At 59.7% G+C, this 21,818-nt stretch carries 21 protein-coding genes; 14 read left to right on the top strand and 7 right to left on the bottom strand.

Features of this window, described 5'->3' with window-relative positions; all coding sequences use genetic code 11:
* Nucleotides 1-6: 6 nt before the first annotated feature.
* The 4 genes from BPNPMPFG_RS25540 to BPNPMPFG_RS25525 all read right to left on the bottom strand — a co-directional run bounded on the left by BPNPMPFG_RS25540 (nt 7) and on the right by BPNPMPFG_RS25525 (nt 4,362).
* Nucleotides 7-786 (bottom strand): SDR family oxidoreductase, encoded by a 780-nt coding sequence (locus tag BPNPMPFG_RS25540; RefSeq protein ID WP_258591384.1) that lies wholly within the window; start codon nt 784-786, stop codon nt 7-9.
* Between the two features lie 24 nt (nt 787-810).
* Nucleotides 811-1,761 carry an L-arabinose ABC transporter permease AraH gene (gene araH / locus BPNPMPFG_RS25535; RefSeq protein WP_258591383.1) on the bottom strand — a complete coding sequence of 317 codons (951 nt, stop codon included), beginning with the start codon at nt 1,759-1,761 and terminating at the stop codon, nt 811-813.
* Between the two features lie 11 nt (nt 1,762-1,772).
* On the bottom strand, nt 1,773-3,284 hold the full coding sequence (gene araG, locus BPNPMPFG_RS25530; protein WP_319945955.1) for an L-arabinose ABC transporter ATP-binding protein AraG: 1,512 nt from the start codon (nt 3,282-3,284) through the stop codon (nt 1,773-1,775).
* A gap of 85 nt (nt 3,285-3,369) precedes the next feature.
* Nucleotides 3,370-4,362, bottom strand: a complete 993-nt coding sequence (locus tag BPNPMPFG_RS25525) for an arabinose ABC transporter substrate-binding protein (RefSeq protein ID WP_258591381.1) — start codon at nt 4,360-4,362, stop codon at nt 3,370-3,372.
* Between the two features lie 200 nt (nt 4,363-4,562).
* On the opposite strand from BPNPMPFG_RS25525, the gene BPNPMPFG_RS25520 reads away from it, so the two are divergent.
* Both BPNPMPFG_RS25520 and dgoD read left to right on the top strand, forming a co-directional pair.
* Nucleotides 4,563-5,309: a FadR/GntR family transcriptional regulator gene (locus BPNPMPFG_RS25520; protein WP_413776806.1), complete on the top strand. Its 747-nt coding sequence runs from the start codon at nt 4,563-4,565 to the stop codon at nt 5,307-5,309.
* Between the two features lie 10 nt (nt 5,310-5,319).
* Nucleotides 5,320-6,468, top strand: a complete 1,149-nt coding sequence (dgoD, locus tag BPNPMPFG_RS25515) for a galactonate dehydratase (protein ID WP_258591380.1) — start codon at nt 5,320-5,322, stop codon at nt 6,466-6,468.
* Between the two features lie 35 nt (nt 6,469-6,503).
* Here the strand turns inward: dgoD and BPNPMPFG_RS25510 are convergent, their stop codons facing one another.
* The 3 genes from BPNPMPFG_RS25510 to BPNPMPFG_RS25505 are packed head-to-tail and all read right to left on the bottom strand — an operon-like array spanning nt 6,504 to nt 7,091.
* Nucleotides 6,504-6,800, bottom strand: coding sequence for an addiction module antidote protein (locus BPNPMPFG_RS25510; RefSeq protein WP_258591379.1), 297 nt, complete (start codon nt 6,798-6,800; stop codon nt 6,504-6,506).
* A gap of 4 nt (nt 6,801-6,804) precedes the next feature.
* Nucleotides 6,805-6,939, bottom strand: coding sequence for a type II toxin-antitoxin system RelE/ParE family toxin (locus tag BPNPMPFG_RS42935; protein WP_319946004.1), 135 nt, complete (start codon nt 6,937-6,939; stop codon nt 6,805-6,807).
* Nucleotides 6,903-7,091 carry a hypothetical protein gene (locus BPNPMPFG_RS25505; RefSeq protein WP_319945954.1) on the bottom strand — a complete coding sequence of 63 codons (189 nt, stop codon included), beginning with the start codon at nt 7,089-7,091 and terminating at the stop codon, nt 6,903-6,905. Before BPNPMPFG_RS25505 ends, BPNPMPFG_RS42935 begins: the two co-directional genes overlap by 37 nt.
* A gap of 561 nt (nt 7,092-7,652) precedes the next feature.
* Between BPNPMPFG_RS25505 and BPNPMPFG_RS25500 the strand changes: the two genes are divergently transcribed.
* The 12 genes from BPNPMPFG_RS25500 (at nt 7,653) to BPNPMPFG_RS25445 (ending at nt 21,720) form a co-directional block, all read left to right on the top strand.
* Nucleotides 7,653-8,996 (top strand): site-specific integrase, encoded by a 1,344-nt coding sequence (locus BPNPMPFG_RS25500; RefSeq protein WP_258591378.1) that lies wholly within the window; start codon nt 7,653-7,655, stop codon nt 8,994-8,996.
* A 95-nt stretch (nt 8,997-9,091) separates the two neighbouring features.
* A complete protein-coding gene (locus BPNPMPFG_RS25495; RefSeq protein ID WP_258591377.1) occupies nt 9,092-9,763 on the top strand; it encodes a hypothetical protein in 672 nt (223 codons plus the stop codon).
* A gap of 605 nt (nt 9,764-10,368) precedes the next feature.
* Nucleotides 10,369-11,229: a ParB/RepB/Spo0J family partition protein gene (locus tag BPNPMPFG_RS25490; RefSeq protein WP_258591376.1), complete on the top strand. Its 861-nt coding sequence runs from the start codon at nt 10,369-10,371 to the stop codon at nt 11,227-11,229.
* Complete coding sequence (locus tag BPNPMPFG_RS25485; RefSeq protein WP_258591375.1) at nt 11,226-11,708, top strand: YdaU family protein; 483 nt, start codon at nt 11,226-11,228, stop codon at nt 11,706-11,708. The genes BPNPMPFG_RS25490 and BPNPMPFG_RS25485 overlap by 4 nt, the downstream gene beginning before the upstream one ends.
* The gene (locus BPNPMPFG_RS25480; RefSeq protein WP_258591374.1) at nt 11,705-13,189 is read left to right on the top strand and encodes a DEAD/DEAH box helicase; all 1,485 of its coding nucleotides are present in this window, start codon (nt 11,705-11,707) and stop codon (nt 13,187-13,189) included. The genes BPNPMPFG_RS25485 and BPNPMPFG_RS25480 overlap by 4 nt, the downstream gene beginning before the upstream one ends.
* The gene (locus BPNPMPFG_RS25475) at nt 13,179-14,141 is read left to right on the top strand and encodes a toprim domain-containing protein (RefSeq protein WP_258591373.1); all 963 of its coding nucleotides are present in this window, start codon (nt 13,179-13,181) and stop codon (nt 14,139-14,141) included. Before BPNPMPFG_RS25480 ends, BPNPMPFG_RS25475 begins: the two co-directional genes overlap by 11 nt.
* Nucleotides 14,142-14,384: 243 nt before the next feature.
* The gene (locus tag BPNPMPFG_RS25470) at nt 14,385-15,146 is read left to right on the top strand and encodes a HipA family kinase (protein ID WP_258591372.1); all 762 of its coding nucleotides are present in this window, start codon (nt 14,385-14,387) and stop codon (nt 15,144-15,146) included.
* Nucleotides 15,146-15,937 carry a DUF3037 domain-containing protein gene (locus BPNPMPFG_RS25465; protein ID WP_258591371.1) on the top strand — a complete coding sequence of 264 codons (792 nt, stop codon included), beginning with the start codon at nt 15,146-15,148 and terminating at the stop codon, nt 15,935-15,937. Before BPNPMPFG_RS25470 ends, BPNPMPFG_RS25465 begins: the two co-directional genes overlap by 1 nt.
* Nucleotides 15,938-16,162: 225 nt before the next feature.
* Nucleotides 16,163-16,567 carry a hypothetical protein gene (locus BPNPMPFG_RS25460; protein WP_258591370.1) on the top strand — a complete coding sequence of 135 codons (405 nt, stop codon included), beginning with the start codon at nt 16,163-16,165 and terminating at the stop codon, nt 16,565-16,567.
* Between the two features lie 586 nt (nt 16,568-17,153).
* On the top strand, nt 17,154-19,019 hold the full coding sequence (locus tag BPNPMPFG_RS25455) for an SGNH/GDSL hydrolase family protein (RefSeq protein WP_258591369.1): 1,866 nt from the start codon (nt 17,154-17,156) through the stop codon (nt 19,017-19,019).
* Between the two features lie 156 nt (nt 19,020-19,175).
* Nucleotides 19,176-19,337, top strand: a complete 162-nt coding sequence (locus BPNPMPFG_RS25450; RefSeq protein WP_258591368.1) for a hypothetical protein — start codon at nt 19,176-19,178, stop codon at nt 19,335-19,337.
* Between the two features lie 100 nt (nt 19,338-19,437).
* A complete protein-coding gene (locus BPNPMPFG_RS25445) occupies nt 19,438-21,720 on the top strand; it encodes a hypothetical protein (RefSeq protein WP_258591367.1) in 2,283 nt (760 codons plus the stop codon).
* Nucleotides 21,721-21,818 lie beyond the last annotated feature (98 nt).

Here is a 21,818-nt window from a genome sequence, read left to right as displayed (position 1 = left end):
CAGTGTTCAGGCGGGATGCTGCAGCTGGCTGAGCCCACCATCGACGACGAGGCAGGCCGCGTTCATGAACGGACACTCGTCGGAAATCATGAACACCGCGGCAAGCGCGATCTCACGCACTGATGCGATGCGGCCGCCGGGATGCAGCGCCATCGTGTTGGCGCGCGCCGCCACCGGATCGGCAAAACTGTTCCAGTAATCGATGGCCTTCTGCGTTTCGACATAGCCGGGCGCCAGCGCGTTCACGCGCACGCCTTGGCCCGCATATTCGAGCGCCAGCGATTTGGTCAGGCCGAGCAGCGCGTGCTTGGCGACGGGATAAGGGAAAGTGTGTGGGATGATGGTGAAGCTGTGCGTCGAGGCGATGTTGAGGATCGCGCCGCCGCCGCTGGCGATCATTCCCGGCAACACGGCCTTGCTGCAATTCCAGGCGCCTTTGACGTTGACGTCGAAATTGCGGTTCCACTCCGCCTCGGTCGCTTCGAGCGGCGTCGAGAACACATTGACCCCGGCATTGTTGATCAGCGCATTGATCGGGCCGATCTCGTCGCCTGCCCGTCTGACGGCAGCGGCGATCGCGGCGCCGTCGCTGATGTCGGCTGACACATGCCCGACATGGCCTTGCGGTGCGGCAAGGCCGGCGACGGTCTTGTCGAGTAACCCGCCATCCTGGTCGATCAGGAACAGCTTCGCCCCTTCGGCGAGGCAGGCCTCGGCGATGGCGAGCCCGATGCCTTGCGCGGCGCCGGTCAGGACAATGCGTTTGCCGGGCAGACGCTCAGCCATTTTTGTCCCTCAAGTCGAAGACGGTCAACGTCGGCCCAAAGCCGAGGAGCGCAGATTGTCGAGCAACACCGCCAGGAGCAAAATAACGCCGCGCACGATGTATTGGTAGAAGGCCGGAATGTTGAGCAGGTTCATGGCGTTTTCGGCGATGCCCATGATCAGCACGCCGACGATGACCCCCGACATGGTGGCGCGGCCGCCGGCAAGCGAGACGCCGCCGAGCACGCAAGCCGAGATGACTGACAGCTCCAGCCCGACCGCCGCGTTGGGCTGGCCGGACGTGATGCGCGACGCCAGCAGGATGCCGGCAATGCCGCAGACGACGCCCTGCAGCGCGAAGATCCAGATGCGCGTCCGGTCGACATTGACGCCGGCCAAACGCGAGGCCTCCGGATTGCCGCCGATGGCCAGCGTGTTCTTGCCGAAGACGGTGCGGTTGAGGACAAAGCCGAAAATGCCGAAGAGAACGGCCAGCACCCAGATCGGTGTCGGTACGCCCAAGAACTTCGACAGAGCGAGCTGATAGAAGTCCGGGCTGTTGATGCCGACGGCGCGGCCGTCGGACGCGATCAGCGCGAGGCCGCGCACGATCTGCATGGTGGCCAGCGTGGTGATCAGCGCGTTGATGCGGAATTTGGCGATGACGACGCCGTTGATGAAACCGACGAAGGCGCCGCAGGCGATTGCCGCCAGCAGCCCGAGCAGGATAGAGCCGGTGGCGTTCGACGCCATCACAGCGACCATGCCGGCAAAGGCGACGATCGAACCCACCGACAGGTCGAAGTCGCGCGCCGCCAGGCAGAACATCATGGTGCAGGCGACGATGCCGACAGTGACCACCGACTGCAGCAGGCCGAGCATGTTGCGGTCGGTGAGGAAGTTCGGCACCAGAGCCGACACCAGCGCGAAGGCAACGGCGAAGATGACGACGAGCCCCTGTTCGCCGAGCAGGATCTTCTTCAACCGGTCGGTCATGGCAGAGGTCCTCAGGATGCGATCGCGTCGGGGGTTTTTGTGTCGGGAAGAGCGGCGGCGAGGATCGCCTTCTCGGCGAACCGGTCGCGGGTCAGTTCGGCGCTGATGCGCCCGCCGCACATCACCAGGATGCGGTCGCAGATGCCCATCACCTCCGGCAGTTCGGACGAGACGACGACGATCGCCATGCCGTCTTCGGCAAGCTGGTAGAGCAGTTCGTAGATTTCCGACTTGGCGCCGACGTCGATGCCGCGCGTCGGCTCGTCGACGATGAGGACCCGCACACCTTGCTCGGACAGCCAGCGGCCCAGGATGACCTTCTGCTGGTTGCCGCCGGAGAGGTTGATGATGTCCTGCTTGCGCGACGGCGTGCGCACCTTGAGCTTCTGGATGAAGGTCTCGGCGGTGGCAATCTCGCTGGCGCGGTTCAAGACGCCGAAACGCGTGTGATGGCGCCGCGACGAGATGTTGATGTTTTCCTCGATCGAGCGGCCCTGGATGATGCCGTCATGCTTGCGGTCTTCCGAGCACAGCACGATGCCGGCCCGGATCGCGCCATGCGGATCGGTGGCGCGGACGATCTTGCCGTCGACGGTGATGGCGCCGCCCGTTCGCGGATCGGCGCCGAAGACCAGCCGCATCAGTTCCGAGCGGCCGGCGCCGATCAGGCCGAAGAAGCCGACGATCTCGCCGGCGCGGGCCTCGAAGCTGGCCGGCGTCCTCAGCTTTGCCCCTGACAGGGCCTCGACCTTCAGCCTGATATCGCCTGCCTTGCGCGGACGAAAACCCCAAATGTCCGAAATCTCGCGGCCGACCATCTCGGCGACGATCTGGTCGCGGGTGACACCTTTCAGCGAAGCATGGTGCGCAGCGAGCTTGCCGTCGCGCAGCACGGTCAGGCTGTCGCAGAGCCTGAACACCTCGTCGAGCCGATGAGAGACGTAGATGATGACCTTGCCCTCGCCGCGCAGCCGATCGATCAGGGCAAACAGGATTTCGCTTTCGCGCGACGACAGCGACGAAGTCGGCTCGTCCAGCGCGATGACACGCGCGTCGAGCATGATCGCCTTGGCGATCTCAACCATCTGGCGTTCGCCGATCGACAGCGTCTTGACCTTGCGGCGCATGTCGATGTCGATGCCGGCCGATTTCAGCTTAGCGCCGACGTCTTCCAGCATTCTGCTGCCGGCGATGATACCGGCGCTGGCGGGAAAGCGGCCGAGGCGGAGGTTTTCGGCAACGGTCAACTCAGGGACAAGCTGCAGTTCCTGGTGGATGACGATGACGCCGTTGTCGAAGGCATCGCGGGTCGAGGCATAGGCCTGGACCTTGCCGTCGATGCTTATCTCGCCCTCGTCGGCATGCTGGTCGCCGGACAGGATCTTGATCAGGGTGGATTTGCCAGCCCCGTTTTCGCCCATCAGGCCATGCACGGCACCCTTGTCGACGCCGAACGAGACGTCCGACAGCGCCTTGACGCCCGGATAGGTCTTGGTGATGTGCGAGAAGTCGAGAAAGGACACGAGCGTCGATCCTTCTTGTGCCATCCTTCTTGGGCCATGACAAACAGGCGGCGGGATGAGCCGCCGCCTGTTTTTACAGGGAGGATTATTCGATGCCGAGGCCCTGGCGGACCTTCTGATAGTCGTCGCGCTTGGCCAACGCGCCGGAGGTGAGGATCAGCTTCTCCGGTTCCTTGTTGTTGGCAACCCAGTCGTACATGTTGAGCGCCGTCTCATAGCCATGACGCTTCGGCGAGATGATCACGGTGCCGACGAAGCCGGTGGCTGTCGGCTTCTTGAACTCGTTGATCGCCGAATCCGCGCCGCCGATGCCGACACCGATCATGCCATCGGCCGGAATGCCGACGCTTTCGGAGGCGCGCACCGCACCCAGAACGGCTTCGTCGTTGAGGCCGAAGGAGACCCACTTCTTGATGCCGGCATGGGCGTTCAGCACGACCGTCGCGGCATTGAGCGCGGCTTCCGTGTCGGTCTTGGCCTGCGGCGCGTCGAAGATGTTCTCGGCCTTGAAGCCGTTCGCCTTCAGCACCGAAATGGCGCCTTCGACACGATCGACCGCCGTCGGCAGCTGGTCGTAGGAGACGCGGATGGCGCCGACCTCGTCGGCCTTCCAGCCACGCGCCTTCATTTCATCGATGATCGCCTGGCCGACGGCCTCGCCGATCTTGGTGGCCGAGATGCCCATATGCGGCACCTCTTCCAGCGCCTTGCCGTCGGCGCCGACCAGGCGGTCGTCGACGGTCATCAGCTTGAGATTGTTGGCGGCGGCCTTGGCGACGATGCCGGGTCCGAGCTTCACGTCCGGGGTGCAGACGATGAAGCCCTGGACACCCTGGGCGCCGAGATTGTCGATCGCCGACATCAGCTTCTCACCGTCCTCGGCACCGATCTTGACGAGGGTGAAGCCTTTTTCCTTGGCGGCCTGGTCGGCGAATTTCCATTCGTCCTGGAACCAAGGTTCCTCGGGCTGTTTGACGATGAAACCGATCTTGGTGTCCTGAGCATAGGCAGAAGCGATGGTCGTGACGGACAGCACGGCAAGCGCGCCCGCGACGAGCGCGGTCTTCAAAAGTCGCATGATTACCTCCCAGCGATAGGCCGGGCGCTCAGCCCGGGTGTCGGAGTCTCTAATCGCTTTTATCATACTCGTCAATTGATCTGGTATGATAATTAATGTACATGCTCTGACCAACGATCGCTGGCGCAACGCATTTGCATCGGCTAATGCCGGGCCGGTTGTGCGAACTGGCAGGTTCGCGGCCTTGGAGGAGGGCTGAGGTGACCGAGATTTTGAAGAAGGCACCGGGCGGCGCGACCACACGCCGTCCGCGCGTCATGCCCGACGTGACCAAGGCGATGGCCTCGGACATTTTTTCCGGACGTTACCCGGCCGGGTCCTCCCTGCCGACCGAAAACGAACTCGGCGTCGAGTACGGCGTCAGCCGCACCGTCATCCGCGAGGCCCTGAAGGTGCTGGCGGCCAAGGGGCTGGTGCTGTCACGGCCGCGCGTCGGCACCATCGTCTGCAACGAAGACGACTGGAACATCATCGACCCGCAGGTGCTGGCCTGGCACGCACCGCATGCGCTGGACGACAAGCTCTTCGACGCGATCCTGGAAACACGCCGGGCCATCGAACCGCTGGTCGCGGAACTCGCCGCCACACGCGCGACGCTGCAGGAGATCGCCGATCTCGAAGCGGCCTGGCGCGGCATGGCAGGCGCCGGCGAGGACCTCGCCGCCTTCTCGCGCAGCGACATCGCTTTCCACCAGATCGTCTATGCCGCGAGCCACAACCCGATCTTTCGCCAGATCGGCAATTTGATCGACACGGGGCTGAAATTCTCGCTCGAGGCGACGGCGGTGATTTCGCTCGACCGGCGCATGGAAGCGGTGGCGGCGCACCGCGAGGTGGTCGAGGCGTTGCGCATGCGCGACGCGCAAGCCGCGCGTGTCGCGGCCAACCGAATTCTCGACCTCGCGGCGCGCGACCTCGTCAGCGCCAAGAAACTCAAGAGCAACTGAGACAGACCGCATGAAGATCATCTCGCTCACCACCTACATCGTCCCTCCACGCTGGCTGTTCCTGAAGATCGAGACCGATGCCGGCGTCACCGGCTGGGGCGAGCCGGTCGTCGAAGGCCGGGCGCTGACCGTCGAGGCGGCGGTCAAGGAGCTTGGCGATTATCTCATCGGCAAGGACCCCCGGCTGATCGAGGATCACTGGACGGTGATGCATCGCGGCGGCTTCTACCGTGGCGGGCCGATCCTGATGAGCGCGATTGCCGGCATCGACCAGGCGCTGTGGGACATCAAGGGCAAGGCGCTCGGGGTTCCCGTGCATGAACTGCTCGGCGGCAAGCTGCGCGACACGATCAAAGTCTATTCCTGGATCGGTGGCGACCGGCCGGCCGAGGTTGCGGCGGGCGCCAGGGAAGTGGTGGCGCGCGGCTTCCTGGCGCTCAAGATGAACGGCACCGAGGAACTGCAGATCGTCGACAGCCATGACAGGATAGATGCCGCGATCGAGCGGGTCGCCATGGTGCGCGAGGCCGTCGGCCCCAACATCGGCATTGCCGTCGACTTCCACGGCCGCGTGCACCGGCCGATGGCGCGCATCCTGGTCAAGGAGCTCGAGCCCTACAGGCTGATGTTCATCGAGGAGCCGGTGCTGAGCGAAAACCGCGAGGCGCTGAAGGAAATCGCCGCCCTTGGCTCGACGCCGATTGCGCTCGGCGAGCGGCTCTACAGCCGCTGGGACTTCAAGTCGGTGTTCGAGGAAGGCGTCGTCGACATCATCCAGCCAGACCTGTCGCATGCCGGCGGCATCACCGAATGCCGCAAGATCGCGGCCATGGCGGAAGCCTATGACGTGGCGGTGGCGCCGCACTGCCCGCTGGGACCGATCGCGCTCGCCGCCTGCCTGCAGCTCGACGCGGTCAGCTACAACTGCTTCATCCAGGAGCAGAGCCTCGGCATCCACTACAACGCCGCCAACGACCTGCTCGACTACGCCGCCAACAAGGATGTCTTCCGATACGAGGACGGCTATGTCGCCATTCCCGATGGCCCGGGCCTCGGTGTCGAGATCGACGAGGACTACGTCAAGGAGCGCGCCAAGGAAGGCCACCGCTGGCGCAACCCGATCTGGCGCCACAAGGACGGTTCTTTCGCCGAGTGGTGATGGGAGCGAGCGTCAGTCGCGCAGGGCGCGGGGGTTTATTGCCCGACTTTCGCCGGCTCTGTCGTCAGAGTGACGCCAAGAGCCCGCACGACTCCAAGCAGTGTTGACAGACGAGGATCACCTTCAGGGCTGAGTGCCCTGTACAATGCTTCACGAGTGACGCCGGCCTCCTTCGCCACGCTCGTCATTCCGCGCGCTCTGGCAACGATGCCAAGCGCGTTTGCTATATAGCCGGTATCGCCAGACGCAAAAGCATCGGCCAGGAGTTCGGCTTGTGCTTCGGGGGTGTCGAGATATTCAGCGGCATCAAAGGGTGTGGTTTCGAGGGGCATGGTGTCAGGCCTCCTTGGCCATGTTGAGGGCTTTCTTGATATCGCGCTTCTGGCTGGACTTGGCGCCGCCGCAAAGCAGGATGATGACCGCGTTCCCGCGCTTCACGAAGTAGAGGCGATAGCCGGGGCCGAAGTCGATCCGCAGTTCGCCAATGCCGTCGAAAACTTGGCATCGCCCATAAGGCCCGACTGTACCCGCGCAATGCGGATGGTAATCTTCTTCACCGCGTTCGTGTCGGCGAGGCCGTTAAGCCAGTTGCGAAATTCAGCTGTTTGGCGAACTTCGATCATTCGTAACTTATAAGTTACATATCCCTATATGTCAACTGGCCTGTGCCGAGCGCGATGAAAATCTCCGCGCACCTCACCTAGCGCCCTCCGAGCGGACTGAATTCACCGCGCGAAGGAAGGATGCCTACGAAGCAAAACATCCCGAAACCATTCATCGAAGTAACCAACATTCGAGCAGTCGCCAACTTGGCGACACCTCCGACCGGCTCACAACAGAAACCGAGACAAGGGGACAGATAGCAAAAAAATATTGTTGCGCGACCGAAACCGCGCCTGGCGGCGTGCCGAGCCATTCTCAGCCGCCCCGCCTAGACTGGGCAGCAACCTAACTAGCTGAAAATGTTAAATGAGAACTTGGTGGAGCCAATCGGGATCGAACCGACGACCTCTTGAATGCCATTCATAGGGTCTGACTTTCGTTCTGTTTCCGTTCGTTTCCCCCTGTATCCGAATACCTATTGTTTTCAACGCAAATCAGCTATGATGTTTCCGACTGTATCGCGGTCTTTCCTTTCCGGGGGTGCCCGGGGGGTGCCCAAAGCCTAAAAACGGATGTCGGAAATGTCGGACCGCGAGAAGTCGGTGAAGATCACCAAGCGGGTGGTGGACGCTATCAAGCCGAACGGCTCGGATTTCTATGTGTTCGATAGTGAACTGGTCGGCTTCGGCATCCGTGTCCGCGCCGACGGAGGCATGTCCTATATCGTTCGCTACCGCGCAGGGTTTGGTAGAGGCGCGCCCGCAAAGCGCGTAACCATAGCCAAGGTCGGCAAGGTCACGCCCGATCAAGCCCGCGATGTAGCAAAAGACCTGTTGGCGTCTGTGGTGAAAGGGCAAGATCCTTCCAAGGACAGAGCGGATGAGCGCGACGCAATCACGTTCGCGAAGCTAGCTGAGGGATTTTTGCACCATGTCGAAGCGCTAAAGAAAGCGAACACGCATGCGCAGTACGCCCACATGCTCAACGCATATGCCATTCCGAAATTTGGAACGCGCAAAGCCATTGCCGTCACCCCTAGCGATATCGCCGCGCTACACCTGGATCTGAAAGCCAAGCCCATAACCGCGAACCGGGTTCGGGACGTGGTCAGCTCGATGTACGGATGGGCCATAAAGGGCAAGATCCTGCCCAAGATGGAAAACCCGGCCGCCGGCATCGCCAAATATCGGGAGGCGAAGCGCGAGCGGTTTCTGTCGTCGGAGGAAATTTTGCAGTTGGGGAATGCAATCCGCGAAGCTGAGACGGTAGGCATCGCATGGGAGCCTGATCCGGCGAAACAGACAAAGCATGCCCCCAAGGCCGGCAATCGCATCGTGAAGCTTGACCCGGCATCGGCGGCGGCACTTCGGCTGTTCATCCTGACCGGCGCTCGGTTGCGCGAAATCCTCCATCTGGAATGGTCCATGGTGGATCTGGAGCGCGGCCTGCTACTCCTTCCCGACAGCAAGACCGGCCAGAAGACAATCATCCTGAACGCTCCGGCCCAGATGGTTCTGTCCGAGCTGCCGCATGTCGATCGATACGTCATTCCAGGCAAGCCTCGAAAACTCCCAAACGGCAAGATGGAAAGCCGCCCCCGCTCCGACCTCAAGCGGCCGTGGCAGATGATCCGTAAGCGGGCCGGCCTCGCCGCCCAGGCTGACAATCCAAGCTTTAGGGTACGCATCCATGATTTGCGGCACACTCACGCGTCAATCGGTGTAGGCGCCAACCTCGGCCTGCCTATCGTGGGCAAGCTGCTCGGGCACACGCAGTCCCGCACGACAGAACGTTATGCGCACCTCGAAGCCGATCCGCTGCGCAAGGCGTCGAACGCAATCGGCAAGCGCATTTCCGAAGCCATGAGCGATTCTGAACCGCCATCGGCTGAGAAGGTCATTAAACTTCGCGCCGATAAGGGGTGAAGGCTACGAACCTGCGGGGATAGGAGGCGTCCGACAAGCCGGCAGCACCGCCGGTTTCCTCGCAGCCCTCACGGTGCAATCGCGAAGGTGCTGCGATGGCGACTAAATTTTCATTGGACGACGAAAAGTCGTGGCCCGTCGATACCCCGTCTTACGTGTTCCTGCGTAGAGCGGTCAAACAGCTTGGCAAAGTGATCACTGGCGACGACATTCCCGCCCAGGGGTCTTCACCAGTTGTCATTGACCAAGTGCACAAAGACCTCATAGCTGGGGTGTTGGAAAGCGGAATACGAGACCGATTTGGCGGGGAGATCGAGGTTCTGTCTGTGGACTATTGGCACACGGAAGATATCGCGAGCCGCTTCAAATTTGGGCTGTTGAACGGTCGCGATCGCTTTGACCCGATCGACGCCCAAGAAGCCGAATGGGGGGATCGCGATCAATGTTGGATTTATGTGAGCCGAGATAGTCTTGATAGGCGTCTAGCAAGCCTTGGCGCTCCCATGCCGAAGGATGACGGTCGCTACCTCTCGCCTTACATCAGGCTCATGATCGCCGTCAGTGATACCTTAGGTATCACCCAAGATAATCAGCCATCCAAAGACCTTGTAGAAGCAACCTTGGTCCGGCTTTCCAAGCTCCCAGGGTACCCTCCCTTGTCAAAGACCTTAAGGGAGGCTGCCGCGACGTTAATCCGTGATTTCGAGAGCCAAGCCGGAATCAAGACGGCCCGCGAAAAGGTAAAAAGCGATAAAAAGCCAGCATAAGGGTCGGACCCAAATAGCATCTTAGGAACAGACACTTACCGATGGGTCGGACCCAAAGTCAGGTCCATCGGCTCACCAAGGTCACGACCCTCCGCCCGATTGTAACAACGCTTACTATCGCTGACTTTCCTCGTGTTCGCTGCACTTGCGCGGCACTTGAAACGAGGAAGCAAAATGCAAAATATGACCGATGGACCCCAGATGCTTCGCACCGACGGTGCGGCACGTCTCACCGGGCTATCTATCTCTACTCTTGAAAAACTTCGGCTGACTGGCGGTGGACCCCGTTACGCTAAATTGGGTCGCGCCGTCTGTTACGATCCCAAGGATCTAACCGCATGGGTCGAGGCTCGCAAACGCGCCTCCACTTCCGAAAGGGAGGCGGCGTGAAACATGGCCCTACATAGCAAAACCGCCGCACGGATCAGGTGCGGCGGCTCAGTAGATAGGATTGCTGTTGCGGCTCCCCTTTACTCCCACCACTCAAAAATTGCAATCGACCCGGATGTTGCCTCCTACGCTGTAGCCACGATCGCCCGACGCTTTCGGCTCACATTGCCGACAGCAAGGCTCGTTTGCGCCTTGGCGAAGATCGGCGGTGCGCAATGACCGCCGTCAAAATCCCAATTGAGGACATCCGCCGTCATCCAGGCGCTCGCCCTCTGAACGACGAAAGTCTGCTCGGCCTTGCGGATAGCATCGCCGAAGTAGGCCTTATCAATGCAATCCGCGTCCGGCGTCACGGCGACGGCTACCAAGTCATAGCCGGTCATCATCGGTTTGCTGCCTGCGACTCGCTCGGCTGGACCGAGATCGACGCCACGATAGTGGACGACGACGACCTTCACGCCGAACTGGTGATGATCGATGAGAACCTTTGTCGAGCGGAGCTTTCTCCAGTCGATCGGGCGAAGCAAACCGCGCGTCGCAAAGCGATCTACATCGAGCTGCACCCAGAAACGAAACATGGCGGAAACCTTGAAGGCTCTGGTGTCGCAAACTTTGCGACTCCTGAAATCCCTAGGTTCACAGCAGCCACCGCGACCGTCACAGGCCAATCCGAACGTCTGGTGCAGCTTAACGCGGAACGCGGTGAGAAGGTCATTGACGAGGTTGTGGACCTCATTCGCGGGACCAAGCTCGACACCGGATCTTATCTCGACAGGCTGAAAGGATTGCGGCCCAACGAGCAGGTCTTTGCCGCCAAGCGCGACCTTGCCTATGAACGATCGAAGGCCGATCAACCGCGCCAAGGCGGCATAGCTGGACGCTATGCGGCTGCGGCGTCACAGATGCCTACCGCGGCCGAAATATTCGATCGTTTCATAAAGCTTGTCGACGAGATCGAGGCGTTCTCAATACCGGATCTCATCACTGGTGCCGACCGTAAGCGCGCCGTCCTGGGACAACGAGCATCCGGCCTCGCTGATCGCATGAGCGCGATCATGGAGGGCCTCGACCAATGAGCGCCCTGGCCTGGATGCCGCTCTATGTCGGCGACTACCGAAGGGATACCGCACACCTAAGCGCAGCCCAGCACGGCGCTTACTTCCTTTTAATCCTGCACTATTGGCAGCAGGGCGGCCTGCCTGATGATGACGAGCAGCTAGCACGCATTGCCAGCATGACACTTGCCGAATGGAAGAAGAACAGGCCTGTGATCCGGGCTTTTTTCAAGGACGGCTGGCGACACAGCCGCGTCGATGTGGAGATTCGTAACGCCGTCGAGCAGTACGAAAAACGGTCAAAGGCGGGCATAAAGGGCAATGAAAAGCGGTGGGGAACCCATCGCAATGCGATCGCAATGGGATCGCAATCACAATCACCATCACATAAGAGTCCAAGCCAAGGGGAAAAAGACCTAGGAGAAGGTAGAGAAGGTAGAGCAGGAGACAGGACAAGACCAACACTTGCGGTGGTAAACGGCAGGGAGGACGGACAATGAAGTTCGACCTCCATCCGCTCCAGCACCACGCACTCGACCTGCTTCGCACTTCGATCCTGGCCGGGCATCGCCGACCGATGATGCAAGCCCCGACCGGCTTCGGCAAAACGGTGATCGCCGCTGCGATTGTCGAGGGCGCGCTGCGCAAGGGCAATCCCGCGCTATTCGTCGTGCCGTTCTTGTCACTGGTCGATCAGACCGTTGCCAAGTTCGCCGAGCAAGGGATTCATAGCGTCGGCGTCATGCAAGGCTATCACCCGCAGACCGACCACGAGCAGCCCGTGCAGGTCGCCAGCGTTCAGACCCTGATGCGACGCGCTCTGCCGAAGGCCGGTATCGTCCTGATCGACGAGGCGCACCGCTGGTATGATTTCTACGGCAAATGGATGGCTATGCCCGAATGGCAGAAGATCCCGTTTGTTGGCCTCAGCGCATCGCCATGGGCCAAAGGCCTGGGCAAGCAATACGACGATCTTCTGATCCCGACGACGACGAAAGAGCTGATCACCAAGGGCTTGCTCTCGCCGTTCAAGGTGTTTGCGCCGTCCCACCCCGACCTGTCAAAGGTGAGGACCGTTGCCGGCGACTTTCACGAAGGCGAGCTTTCAACGGCCATGAGCGAACCGGTGCTGGTGGCCGATACGGTTTCGACTTGGCTTCGGCTTGGCGAGGACAGGCCGACGCTATGCTTTGCGGTCGATCGGGCTCACGCCAAAAAACTGGCGGGCGAGTTCGAAGCGGCTGGCGTACCGACGGCTTATGTTGACATGGACACGCCGCCCGATGAACGGAGGCTGATCAGAGAGCGTCTGGCCCATGGTCAGATCAAGGTCGTCGTCAACATCTACACGCTGACCACTGGCATCGATTGGGACGTGCGTTGCATCATCCTGGCGCGCCCCACGAAAAGCGAAATCCTGTTCACCCAGATCATCGGGCGCGGCCTTCGCACCGCCGAAGGAAAAGCGGAGTGCCTGATCCTCGATCATTCCGACACGACACTGCGGCTCGGCTTCGTCGACGATATCCACCACACCACGTTGGACATGAGCAAGCACCAGCAGAGCACCAACCAACGCAAGGAGAAGGCGACTCAGCTACCCAAGGAATGCTCGGCCTGTTCGTTCCTGAGGCCGGCAGGCGTGCATAAGTGCCCGGCGTGCGGTTTCATGCCAGAGCGCCAGTCGCTCATCGAGGAGAAGGCCGGCGAACTCGTGCAGCTCAAGGGCACGAAAAAGCGAAAGGAAAACGCCGCGCCGCATTCGAAGCAGGAAGTGTATTCGATGCTGCTGTGGTTGCAGAAAGAGCGCGACTACAGCCCGAAGTTCGCAAAAGCAAAGTTCTTCGATCGCTATGCCGAGTGGCCGCGCAACCTGCACGAAATGCCGATGGCGCCTGACGCCCCGTTCCTCAACTGGCTCAAATCGCGGCAGATCGCCTACGCCAAGCGCCGCGAAAAGGAGGCTCGCCATGCAGCGTGAGCCTTTGAAAACGCGGGCGGAAGGTCGGTGGTTTAGCATCCTTTCCGCAATCGGCATTCCGTCGAAAAGCCTCAAGAACAAGCACGGCCCATGCCCGATCTGCGGGGGTAAGGACCGTTTTCGGTTCGACGACAAAGGAGGACGCGGCACGTTCTTCTGTTCGCACTGTGGTGCCGGTGACGGCATCGAGTTGGTCAAGCTGTTCCGGGGTCTCGATTTCAAAGAGGCCGCCGTCGAGATCGAGAAATATATCGGGGCCGCTCCAATCATGGCGCCGGGCAACAGACAGCCGGCGACCGACGACCAGAAGCGCAACGAGATGACTTCGCTATGGAAGCGGTCGAAGCCGATTTCTCTCGATGATCACGCCGGCCGGTATCTTCACCGCCGCACAGGACTGGTGGAATTCCCGAGTAGCCTGAGATTCACCGAAGATGAGCGATATGTTGATGCCGGGGCGAAGCCATCTTGGCACCCGGCGATGGTCGCGAAGGTAGACCCAAGCGATCAGGCGGCCGCGCAGGGCGAGCGCGCGGCGATACATCGGACCTATCTCGACAAATTTGGGGGCAAGGCTGATGTGCTGGCGCCGCGAAAGATGCTCGGCGCGATGCCGACAGGTGCAGCTGTGCGGCTGATGCCGCACCAAGACACGCTTGGCATTGCCGAAGGAATCGAAACAGCACTGTCGGCCTCGGTCCTCTACAACATGCCGGTATGGGCCGCTCTAACCGCTGGCCTGCTTCAGGAATGGACGCCGCCGGCATCGGTCGAGACGGTGTTTATCTTCGGCGACAACGATGCCAGCAGCACCGGCCAAGCCGCTGCCTACTCCCTCTGCCAGCGCCTCAAGGCGAAAGGACTGAGCGCCTTCGTCGAATTGCCACCCGTGGTTGGCCAGGACTGGAACGATGTTCTACTGAGACATGGGAAAGACGGTCGAACGTCTTGATAGTCAGACGTGAGGTAGGCACTCCTGGTTCATCGGTGGCGCCAATGCCGAACATGGTCTGCGTCGCACAACCGAAGACAAACGTCGCGCCGTCCTGACACTTCTGAGCCGCATATTGTACTTCGCGTACCAAAGACTCGATTTTTCGTGGGATGCGCAGTATTGCAACGTTCGGGCCGTGTGGGACGAGCGATGGCACTTGCATGTGGGGCGATCTGTCAGCCAACTCGGATCGAGCGAGAGGTGCAGGCATTTACATCGAGCGCGAGCCCAATTCAGGTTGTTACTGACGTGGCGCCCGGGTTCATCAAGGCCCTGAACAATCCATATGGCGGCGCGGCCCTCATCGCCGAATTGGTCGCGGCGGAATTGGGAACCTGGCTCGGCCTTAAGGTGCCGCCGTTTGCCATTATTCCAGAATGCAATATCGAGCTTGTCATGAGAAAGAACGGGCAGATTATGCAGGGTCCGCTGTTCTTCTCAATGCAGGTCGATGGCTCCCCGCGCGACGGAACAGATATCTTCCTCTCGAAGCTTCGGGACCGCGATGATGTAGCCAAGTTGGTCATCTTCGATACATGGGTAAAAAATTGGGACAGACATGGTCTCGCGGACGACAATTCAGACAATCTGCTTTTCGTCCGCAGGGGGGAGAGCCGCAAATATGATCTTGTGCCTATCGATCATGCTTGGGCATTTGATGCAGACTTCCCCATAGCCTCCCCTCAAATCGACGCCATCGAAGAGACGACGGTCTATGGCAAGTTTCCTGAGTTCGACCCATATATCACTCATCGCTCGGTAGCGAACTCACTGGCTCGGCTAGCCCAGCTTGACGGCGCATTTGTAGAGGAAGTCGTTAACTCCGTGCCGCCACAATGGGGCTTGGGCCAGCAGGCGTCTGCCTCGCTTATGGAATTGATTTGCAGGCGTGCAGAATATGTGGTGAAGACAATAGCGGTTCGCTTAGTTGACGATCCGCCCATCCCCGGATTGCAATCGTAATGCGTGAACATCAAGGATATTTTTCGCTGATTCAGTACTCCGAGTACCCGGAGCGGGCTGAATTTGTGAACATTGGTGTTGTGCTCTTCGCCGACGTGAGCCCGTTTGTGTTTTCAAAATTTGTTGAGCGCCCAAGCCGTGTCGAGAGGGTTTTCCGTTCCAATCCGGGAGTGCATTTTCGTAATATCAGAGACTCCCTAAAGGATAGGCTGGCACTCGAATTTGCTAGGGGATGGAACCGCGATTCCGTCGACCGATTCATCGAACTTAGGTCTGGAAAGGTAAGGCTTTTACCCGCTCGGTCGATATTCGTTGAGAGCCCGCAGGACGCCGTTAAACGACTATTTGATGATCTGGTAGGGGAGTTGCCTCAGCAAACGTACGGAAGACGCGCCGGCACCAAACTGAAAGAACAGCTTCGGTTGCAGGGCGTCGAAGGCCTTTTGCAGAAACCAGATCCGATCTTGCTTCCCTCTGGCGTGGAGGTGAAGGCGGCATACGGATATCAAAACGGCAATTACAACCTGATCAAGGCCGTCACGCTTGACGGCGGTCCCGACCATGCGTTGGAAAAGGCAAGCCCTCATATGATTGAGGGCAGGTTGCTTTTCGACGCAACGCGGGCGGCGGAGCAGAAAAAGCTGGTTATTGTGGGCGACGTGGACGAGCTAGATTCAGACTTCGTAAACATGGTGGCTGATCAAATGGAACGCCACGATGTCACGTTCTATAGGTTAGACGAAATAGGCCCTTTGATTGTCGATATTCGCAAGAATGCGGCTATCCGGTAGATTTTTTTGAACCGCTCGCCCATCTGTCAACGGTGGACAGATGGAGCGGAAGGTTGAGCGCAACGGCGCGACCTACACCATGAACACGGCGGCAATCGAAGACCGTCCCTAATCAATCGGATGATGAAATGGATGTGACGACGGCCAGCTGCCAGGTGTGGCATGCAAACCGCTGATATTGCGTCCAGGGCTTGTGGCTATTGGGAAAAGACGGCTAGATCGGGAATGAAACGTTTGCACTTCAGCATCTTGACGATGGGCACCCTGGCACTGGGTATCATTGCTACCGAGGCGAAGCCGGTTCAACTGACCGCCGATCAAATCGGAGTCATAGAGCAGACCATCAGATCCCTGCTGAAAGACCAAACAAACGTAACATTCGGCAAACCCGGTGCCACTACGACTTCAACCGGGTCAATCATTGTTTGCGGTAGGTATTATGCAAAGAGCGGCTTTGCCGGGTATTCCGGCGAGACGGCCTATAGGGGCCAGTTCGATAGCGCCGACAGCGGGACAAAATATCTGCCAGCCTTCGACATTCTCACAATGCCTGAAAATCAATCGGAAACCGACGATCTGATAAAACGCTGCGCCAGTTTAGGGGTCGATGTGCCGCCGATCGGCAACTAGCTTGAAATAATCGCCGCCTTCTACGCCATCGCGGCGGTGACTGAGGAGTCGACGCGGTCGACATCGCGGTTTCTCGCGTACCGGACGAGATCCAGCGCGCTCTTTTCTCGAGGATGCGCGGATCTCCCGATCGACATGGCGGTATATCGAAACCGCAATAGCGAAAATCCATGCGGCAATCGTCGAGACGGGCACGCACTCACCTCCATCCTGCTTATGGGCGAAGCTGGGCACGTATGACGAGCGCAACTGCGCACGCCGATTTGAGCAACTTTTGGAAAGCTCCGCAATTTTTTGCAGATCTGGCGCTGAAGGCTCGCCGACCCCCCAGAATTCCCTTCTGAAGTTAGAAGACATTTTCTGATCCGCGTTATTTTGGGAATTTTTTTGCGTTTTTGACACTGCACGCCCAAGGCTGCCGTCCAAAATGGACACATGGGGATACGCCGGGACACCTAGGGACGCACCAGGACAACCAATTGAAATAACAAGCTAAATTTGCTCCCGAGACGCATTTGATGGTACTGTGCGTACAGTAATTTGCGGCTGACAGCCGCACGAACCCGAAACGAGCAGGAGGCGGCATTTGCCCAGAAATGGTTCAGGTACATTCGTCCAGCCAGCGGGCACCGCAGCCGTCCCGAATACGACGATCCAGAGCACGCCGTACAACAATTTGATCGCGGATATCGGCAACGAGATCACCGGTTCGCTACCGATAAACGGTGTCAAGGCCATGACTGCGAACCTGCCCATGGGCAACAATCGCGTCACCGGCGTGGCCAATCCGATCTCGGGGACGGACGCGGCCACGAAGAGTTATGTCGATCTCACGGCGGCTACCACCCCCGAACAGTCCGGTTCCGGTGCTGTTGGCTTCACCTCGGATGCTTCTCCTGGGGATGACACGGCTGCTATTTTGGCCATGCTCCATGCCGTGCCTATCGGCGGCGAAGTTTATCTATCAAAATCTTACAACGTCACAGGCTACCAGAATTTTAACGCAGCCCAATACACGGGGCCGGGCGAAATTGTCACCACGGTCGCCGCGAATTCCCCAGCGCTGCTGGGTGGTCTTGCCCGTCTTAACTGGGGTAACGACGCCAACATGGACGTGTTTGGCGAAGAATATCTGTACGCTGTTCGCAAAGAGATTCTGGCAGGCAACAACATCACCGGCACCATCTATGGTGACAGCACCTTTGCCAATCCGTCTGCGGTCATTTCCAATACGAACAACTATCCTGAAAACGCGCTGAACGCGATAGCAGCGCAGATCGGTCTGCCTACTGCGTTTTCTATGAACAATATTGCGAAGGCTGGCACCACTTTTAACGACGCCATAAGCGGCAACACAAAAGATTCAACAAGCATAGTCTCCAACCTGGGGCCGACGAAAAAACTTATTATGATGAAATTTGGCCTGAACGAGGCCAACAAAGGTTCGCCCGGCTATCCGACCGGTGGAGCGCCTCGTACAGCGGGGCTGGTGGCGGCGTGGACGCAATTGGCTGCCGACTTGCGCGCCGGCTTAGCGTCAATCCGCTCGCAGACATACGGGACTCTGGACGCGACTTCTATTATATATTTCGGCCCGAATGCTGCGCAGAATACCGGCTATCAGGATTTCCGCTATCTCGAAACTGCGATCAAGCTGATTAAGCAGATCTGCCGAGAATTCAACGTCATGTACATCGACACCTATCATCGGTGGAATGACGCATACACTTCGAATTATCGCTGGACTGACGGGGCTTGGTCAGACTATCCGACCAACACCATTCCAGGTTACGGCCCGCTTCACCCAAACGATATTGGATGGTCGACCATTTGGGGCGCGGTCAAGTATTACCTTGATCAGGCTCTTGTCACGCCCGACAACAAGACCAATAAGTTTTTAAACCCTCCTGTGGCCGCCGTGGCGGCTCTTGCTTTCTCCGCTCTCCCAAACGCCTTCCAAAAGGGCATCAGTCAGTATCGCGTGACGACAGCTAACGGCTGGCCGGCAAACGGCATGGTGACTGCGTTCCAGTCCGGCGACCTCGACTTGACAACGCAAATCCTTCACGTCGATGGCTCTGGCACCACCTTCATTCGTCGCAAAAACACCGGCGCAAATACATGGACCGCATTTACCGGCTCACTCGCGACAATCACATTGGCCAACACATGGGTCCAGGATGCGACCGGCACTCTTATTGGTTGTCGCATCGGAATCGACGGCAAAGTTCATCTGCAAGGCGCCATCAAGAATGGCACAATCACCAGCGGCACTGATTTCGGTACCCTCCCGGTTGGCTTTCGCGCATCCATTGAAGCGAGGCTTGGCGGTGCCATGACCAGCGGAGGCACGCCTATCGGCATCGGCGTCAGGACAAACGGCACCATGTACTGGGTCGGCACCGCGAGCGCGACATGGACCAGTCTAGATGGGTTGAGTTTCTATCCTTGAGTTAAGGTCGGTTCAGGGAGGCTCGTTGCGTTATCGGACACCTGAACTAGGTCGCTTATGGTGGGGGCCCGTTTCTTTAATCCCCCGCCAGCCGCTGACCCCGCGATAGCAGGTATTTCGATCCAGCGAACCGAGAGCCTAAAGGAGGCCCTACAGATGCGTTCCAAAGCGGGAATGACAGATCGGATCATCGTTCGAATCCCGGCTGAACAAAAGCGCAAGCTGATGGCCGTTGCCCGTCAGCGCAATATGTCGTTGAGCGAGATGCTTCGACAGGCCGGCAGCCTGTTCGAGGCCCGCAGGGTTGGGGAATTTTAGGATGGTCCAACTCGTCCCAGTCGATAATGACCCGTGGGCGCCGGCCGCGCCTCCCGGGGGCGCCGGAAAAGGTCCGCGCTTCCAAGGAATTCCGGTTCAGATGGGCCAGACCCCGCCGCAAAATATTCCTCCTCCCCCGCCTGGGTTTGTCCTCCAAGACCCGCAGGGCACGGTCCCGCCGCCCCCTGATGGGTTTCATCTAGTTCCGGTCGACCATGATCCGTTTGCCGAGCCCTATGGCGCCCCACCTCCCGGCGTCATCATCCACGGCGCTACCACGGACTCAATTTCCGATCGGCCCGACCTCTCGATCGTTCGGCCGAGCGACAATGGCGGCGACCGCAACACCGCGGTTCAGGAAATGGCGCTGCTCAAGCGCGCTAGTTCCGGGCTCGATAGCACTCGCGGCCTCGCCCCGACATTCCAGGGCGTTTCGCTTGGCGGTGGCGACGAGGCGGTATCCGCTGCGGCGGCGGCCCTTGCGGCGGCCAAGGGCGGCAATTTCCAAGATAATTACGATGTAAACCAGGCCGCGCAAAAACAGGTGCAGGATCGCCAGTTTGCGGAACACCCTTACCTGTCAGCAGGTGGACAATTGGCGGGCGCATTGCTTCCGGGCCTTGGCGGTGCTGCGCTGGCGTCTACAGGGGCGCGGATACTTGGCGGCGGCATTCCCGCCGTGTTGGGCGCTAACGGCCTCGTAGGTGCTGGCATGGGCGCCATTCAGGGCGCTTTGAGTGCTGATCCCGGCAATCGGCTGTCCGATGCCAAGACGGGCGCAGAATGGGGTCTTGGCCTTGGCATGGCAGCCGTGCCTGGTGGCGCCGTAGCGGGTAAGGTTATCGGCGCGGGCGCTCAAAAGGTCATCGACGCTTACTATGGCTTGATGCATGGGGGAGATGTGCCGGGTCAATCTGCGAAATCCCTTGTGAGCAATCTAAGCCGCCAAGGCGACACGGTTTCGTCGGCCCTTCAGAAACAGGCTGATCTTGGGCCCGGTGCAGTCTTGGCCGACACGGGACCGGCGGCGCAGGGTCTTACCGCACGCATGGCCACGACCGAAACCGGTGTTTCGCCGCAGATGGTGCAAAATCTCACGACCCGCGCCGATCAATTCGGCCCTCGCATCAATTCGGCCGTAGATGCAGCAGCTGGCCCAGATATCAACGCACCGCAGCAGATGGCTGGTCTCAAGGCTACCACGACGACCAACGGCGCTGCGGCTTACACGAAGGCCGAAGCAAGTCCGGAGAAAATCGATGTTACGCCTGTAGTCGCTCAGATCGATTCCCAGATCATGCCAAGCGCTATGGCCGGTACGACGCTCGATCCGATCTCGGCGGCACTGAAGCAGGCGAGGGGGTACATCGCAGGCCCCGATTTCACAAACGGCAGCACCGAAGTCCTACACCGCGCCCAGGATGTGATTGACGACATGGCGTCCTCGGCCTTCCGTAGTGGTGACAACGCCAAAGCTAAGGCGCTCTGGGGCGTCAGGACCAAGCTTCTTGGCCAGATGGACGCAGCCAATCCAGACTATGCTACGGCGCGTTCCCAATATGCATCCGACAAATCGATCGAGAATGCCTTCGAGAACGGCCGCTCGATCTTCGCGCCGCGTTCGGAAGGCCAGGTCTATGATCCCGATCTGCTGGAATCGCGCCTCTCCTCAATGTCGCAGCCGGAAAAGGAAGCATTTCAACTTGGCACCCGTAAAGCGCTGACCGATACGATGGGGCAAGCTCGCACCGACGCTGCGGGGGTCAAGGCGCGCCTCGCCAACGAAAACGGCTATCCGGTGCAGAAGTTGAGGCAGGTGATCGGGGATCAGCAGACCGACGGCCTGCTAAAGGAACTCGACAACCAAGCCACCATGCAGGCCACGAACAATGCCGCCTTGAACGGTTCGAAGACTGCCATGGCTACGGCAGCGGATGCAGATATTCCGCAGCCTAATCTGATCAACCAGGCGGGCGCGAGTGCCGGTGGTCACGGTGGCGGCGCTCTTTCGGGCGTGCTCATTGGCGAGCAACTAGCAACCTCTCTTGGTTTGCCACCGGTTCTAGGATCTGTGGCCGGGCTCCCGGTGAGCTGGCTTGCCGGCAAGGGCGCCGGCATGGTGGCGGATGCGATCAATTCCGGGCGCGCTGCCGCCAATGATGCCGCCAAGTCCAGCATGGCACAGGTTCTGACATCACCAACGCGCCAGAAGGTTGCAGATGCGCTCCTGGCCTACGAACGGTCGTCGCCTGTGGCGTCTGCCATAAGCGAGAAGGCAAAGATGATTGCGCGAGCAATGATGATGGAAGGCGGCGCAAATGGGCAGACACTAGCGCCCGCTGTCTTGCCTCGTCCGACGCGCAGCTTCGAGTTGCCATGGTAGCCGGCCAGCACGGCGATTGCGGAGATAGCCGAAACCCATGAGCGCCACGCAAGCCGCAAGCGCCACAGCAAGACCGGTCCAGCCGAATTCATTAGAGG

Origin of the sequence: Mesorhizobium sp. AR07 (assembly GCF_024746815.1) — a bacterium.
Classification (GTDB): Bacteria; Pseudomonadota; Alphaproteobacteria; order Rhizobiales; family Rhizobiaceae; genus Mesorhizobium.
The sequence above is the reverse complement of the archived record's forward strand: the minus strand, read 5'-3'. Positions and strand labels throughout refer to the sequence as shown.

Coding starts and splice junctions, on each gene's coding strand:
- BPNPMPFG_RS25460 (WP_258591370.1), top strand. CDS start 16,163: ATGAAACGTTTGCACTTCAGCATCTTGACGATGGGCACCCTGGCACTG.
- BPNPMPFG_RS25475 (WP_258591373.1), top strand. CDS start 13,179: ATGCAGCGTGAGCCTTTGAAAACGCGGGCGGAAGGTCGGTGGTTTAGC.
- BPNPMPFG_RS25480 (WP_258591374.1), top strand. CDS start 11,705: ATGAAGTTCGACCTCCATCCGCTCCAGCACCACGCACTCGACCTGCTT.
- BPNPMPFG_RS25485 (WP_258591375.1), top strand. CDS start 11,226: ATGAGCGCCCTGGCCTGGATGCCGCTCTATGTCGGCGACTACCGAAGG.
- BPNPMPFG_RS25450 (WP_258591368.1), top strand. CDS start 19,176: ATGCGTTCCAAAGCGGGAATGACAGATCGGATCATCGTTCGAATCCCG.
- BPNPMPFG_RS25495 (WP_258591377.1), top strand. CDS start 9,092: ATGGCGACTAAATTTTCATTGGACGACGAAAAGTCGTGGCCCGTCGAT.
- dgoD (WP_258591380.1), top strand. CDS start 5,320: ATGAAGATCATCTCGCTCACCACCTACATCGTCCCTCCACGCTGGCTG.
- araH (WP_258591383.1), bottom strand. CDS start 1,761: ATGACCGACCGGTTGAAGAAGATCCTGCTCGGCGAACAGGGGCTCGTC.
- BPNPMPFG_RS25525 (WP_258591381.1), bottom strand. CDS start 4,362: ATGCGACTTTTGAAGACCGCGCTCGTCGCGGGCGCGCTTGCCGTGCTG.
- BPNPMPFG_RS25510 (WP_258591379.1), bottom strand. CDS start 6,800: ATGCCCCTCGAAACCACACCCTTTGATGCCGCTGAATATCTCGACACC.
- BPNPMPFG_RS25445 (WP_258591367.1), top strand. CDS start 19,438: ATGGGCCAGACCCCGCCGCAAAATATTCCTCCTCCCCCGCCTGGGTTT.
- BPNPMPFG_RS25540 (WP_258591384.1), bottom strand. CDS start 786: ATGGCTGAGCGTCTGCCCGGCAAACGCATTGTCCTGACCGGCGCCGCG.
- BPNPMPFG_RS25465 (WP_258591371.1), top strand. CDS start 15,146: ATGCGTGAACATCAAGGATATTTTTCGCTGATTCAGTACTCCGAGTAC.
- BPNPMPFG_RS25505 (WP_319945954.1), bottom strand. CDS start 7,091: ATGATCGAAGTTCGCCAAACAGCTGAATTTCGCAACTGGCTTAACGGC.
- BPNPMPFG_RS25500 (WP_258591378.1), top strand. CDS start 7,653: ATGTCGGACCGCGAGAAGTCGGTGAAGATCACCAAGCGGGTGGTGGAC.
- BPNPMPFG_RS25490 (WP_258591376.1), top strand. CDS start 10,369: ATGACCGCCGTCAAAATCCCAATTGAGGACATCCGCCGTCATCCAGGC.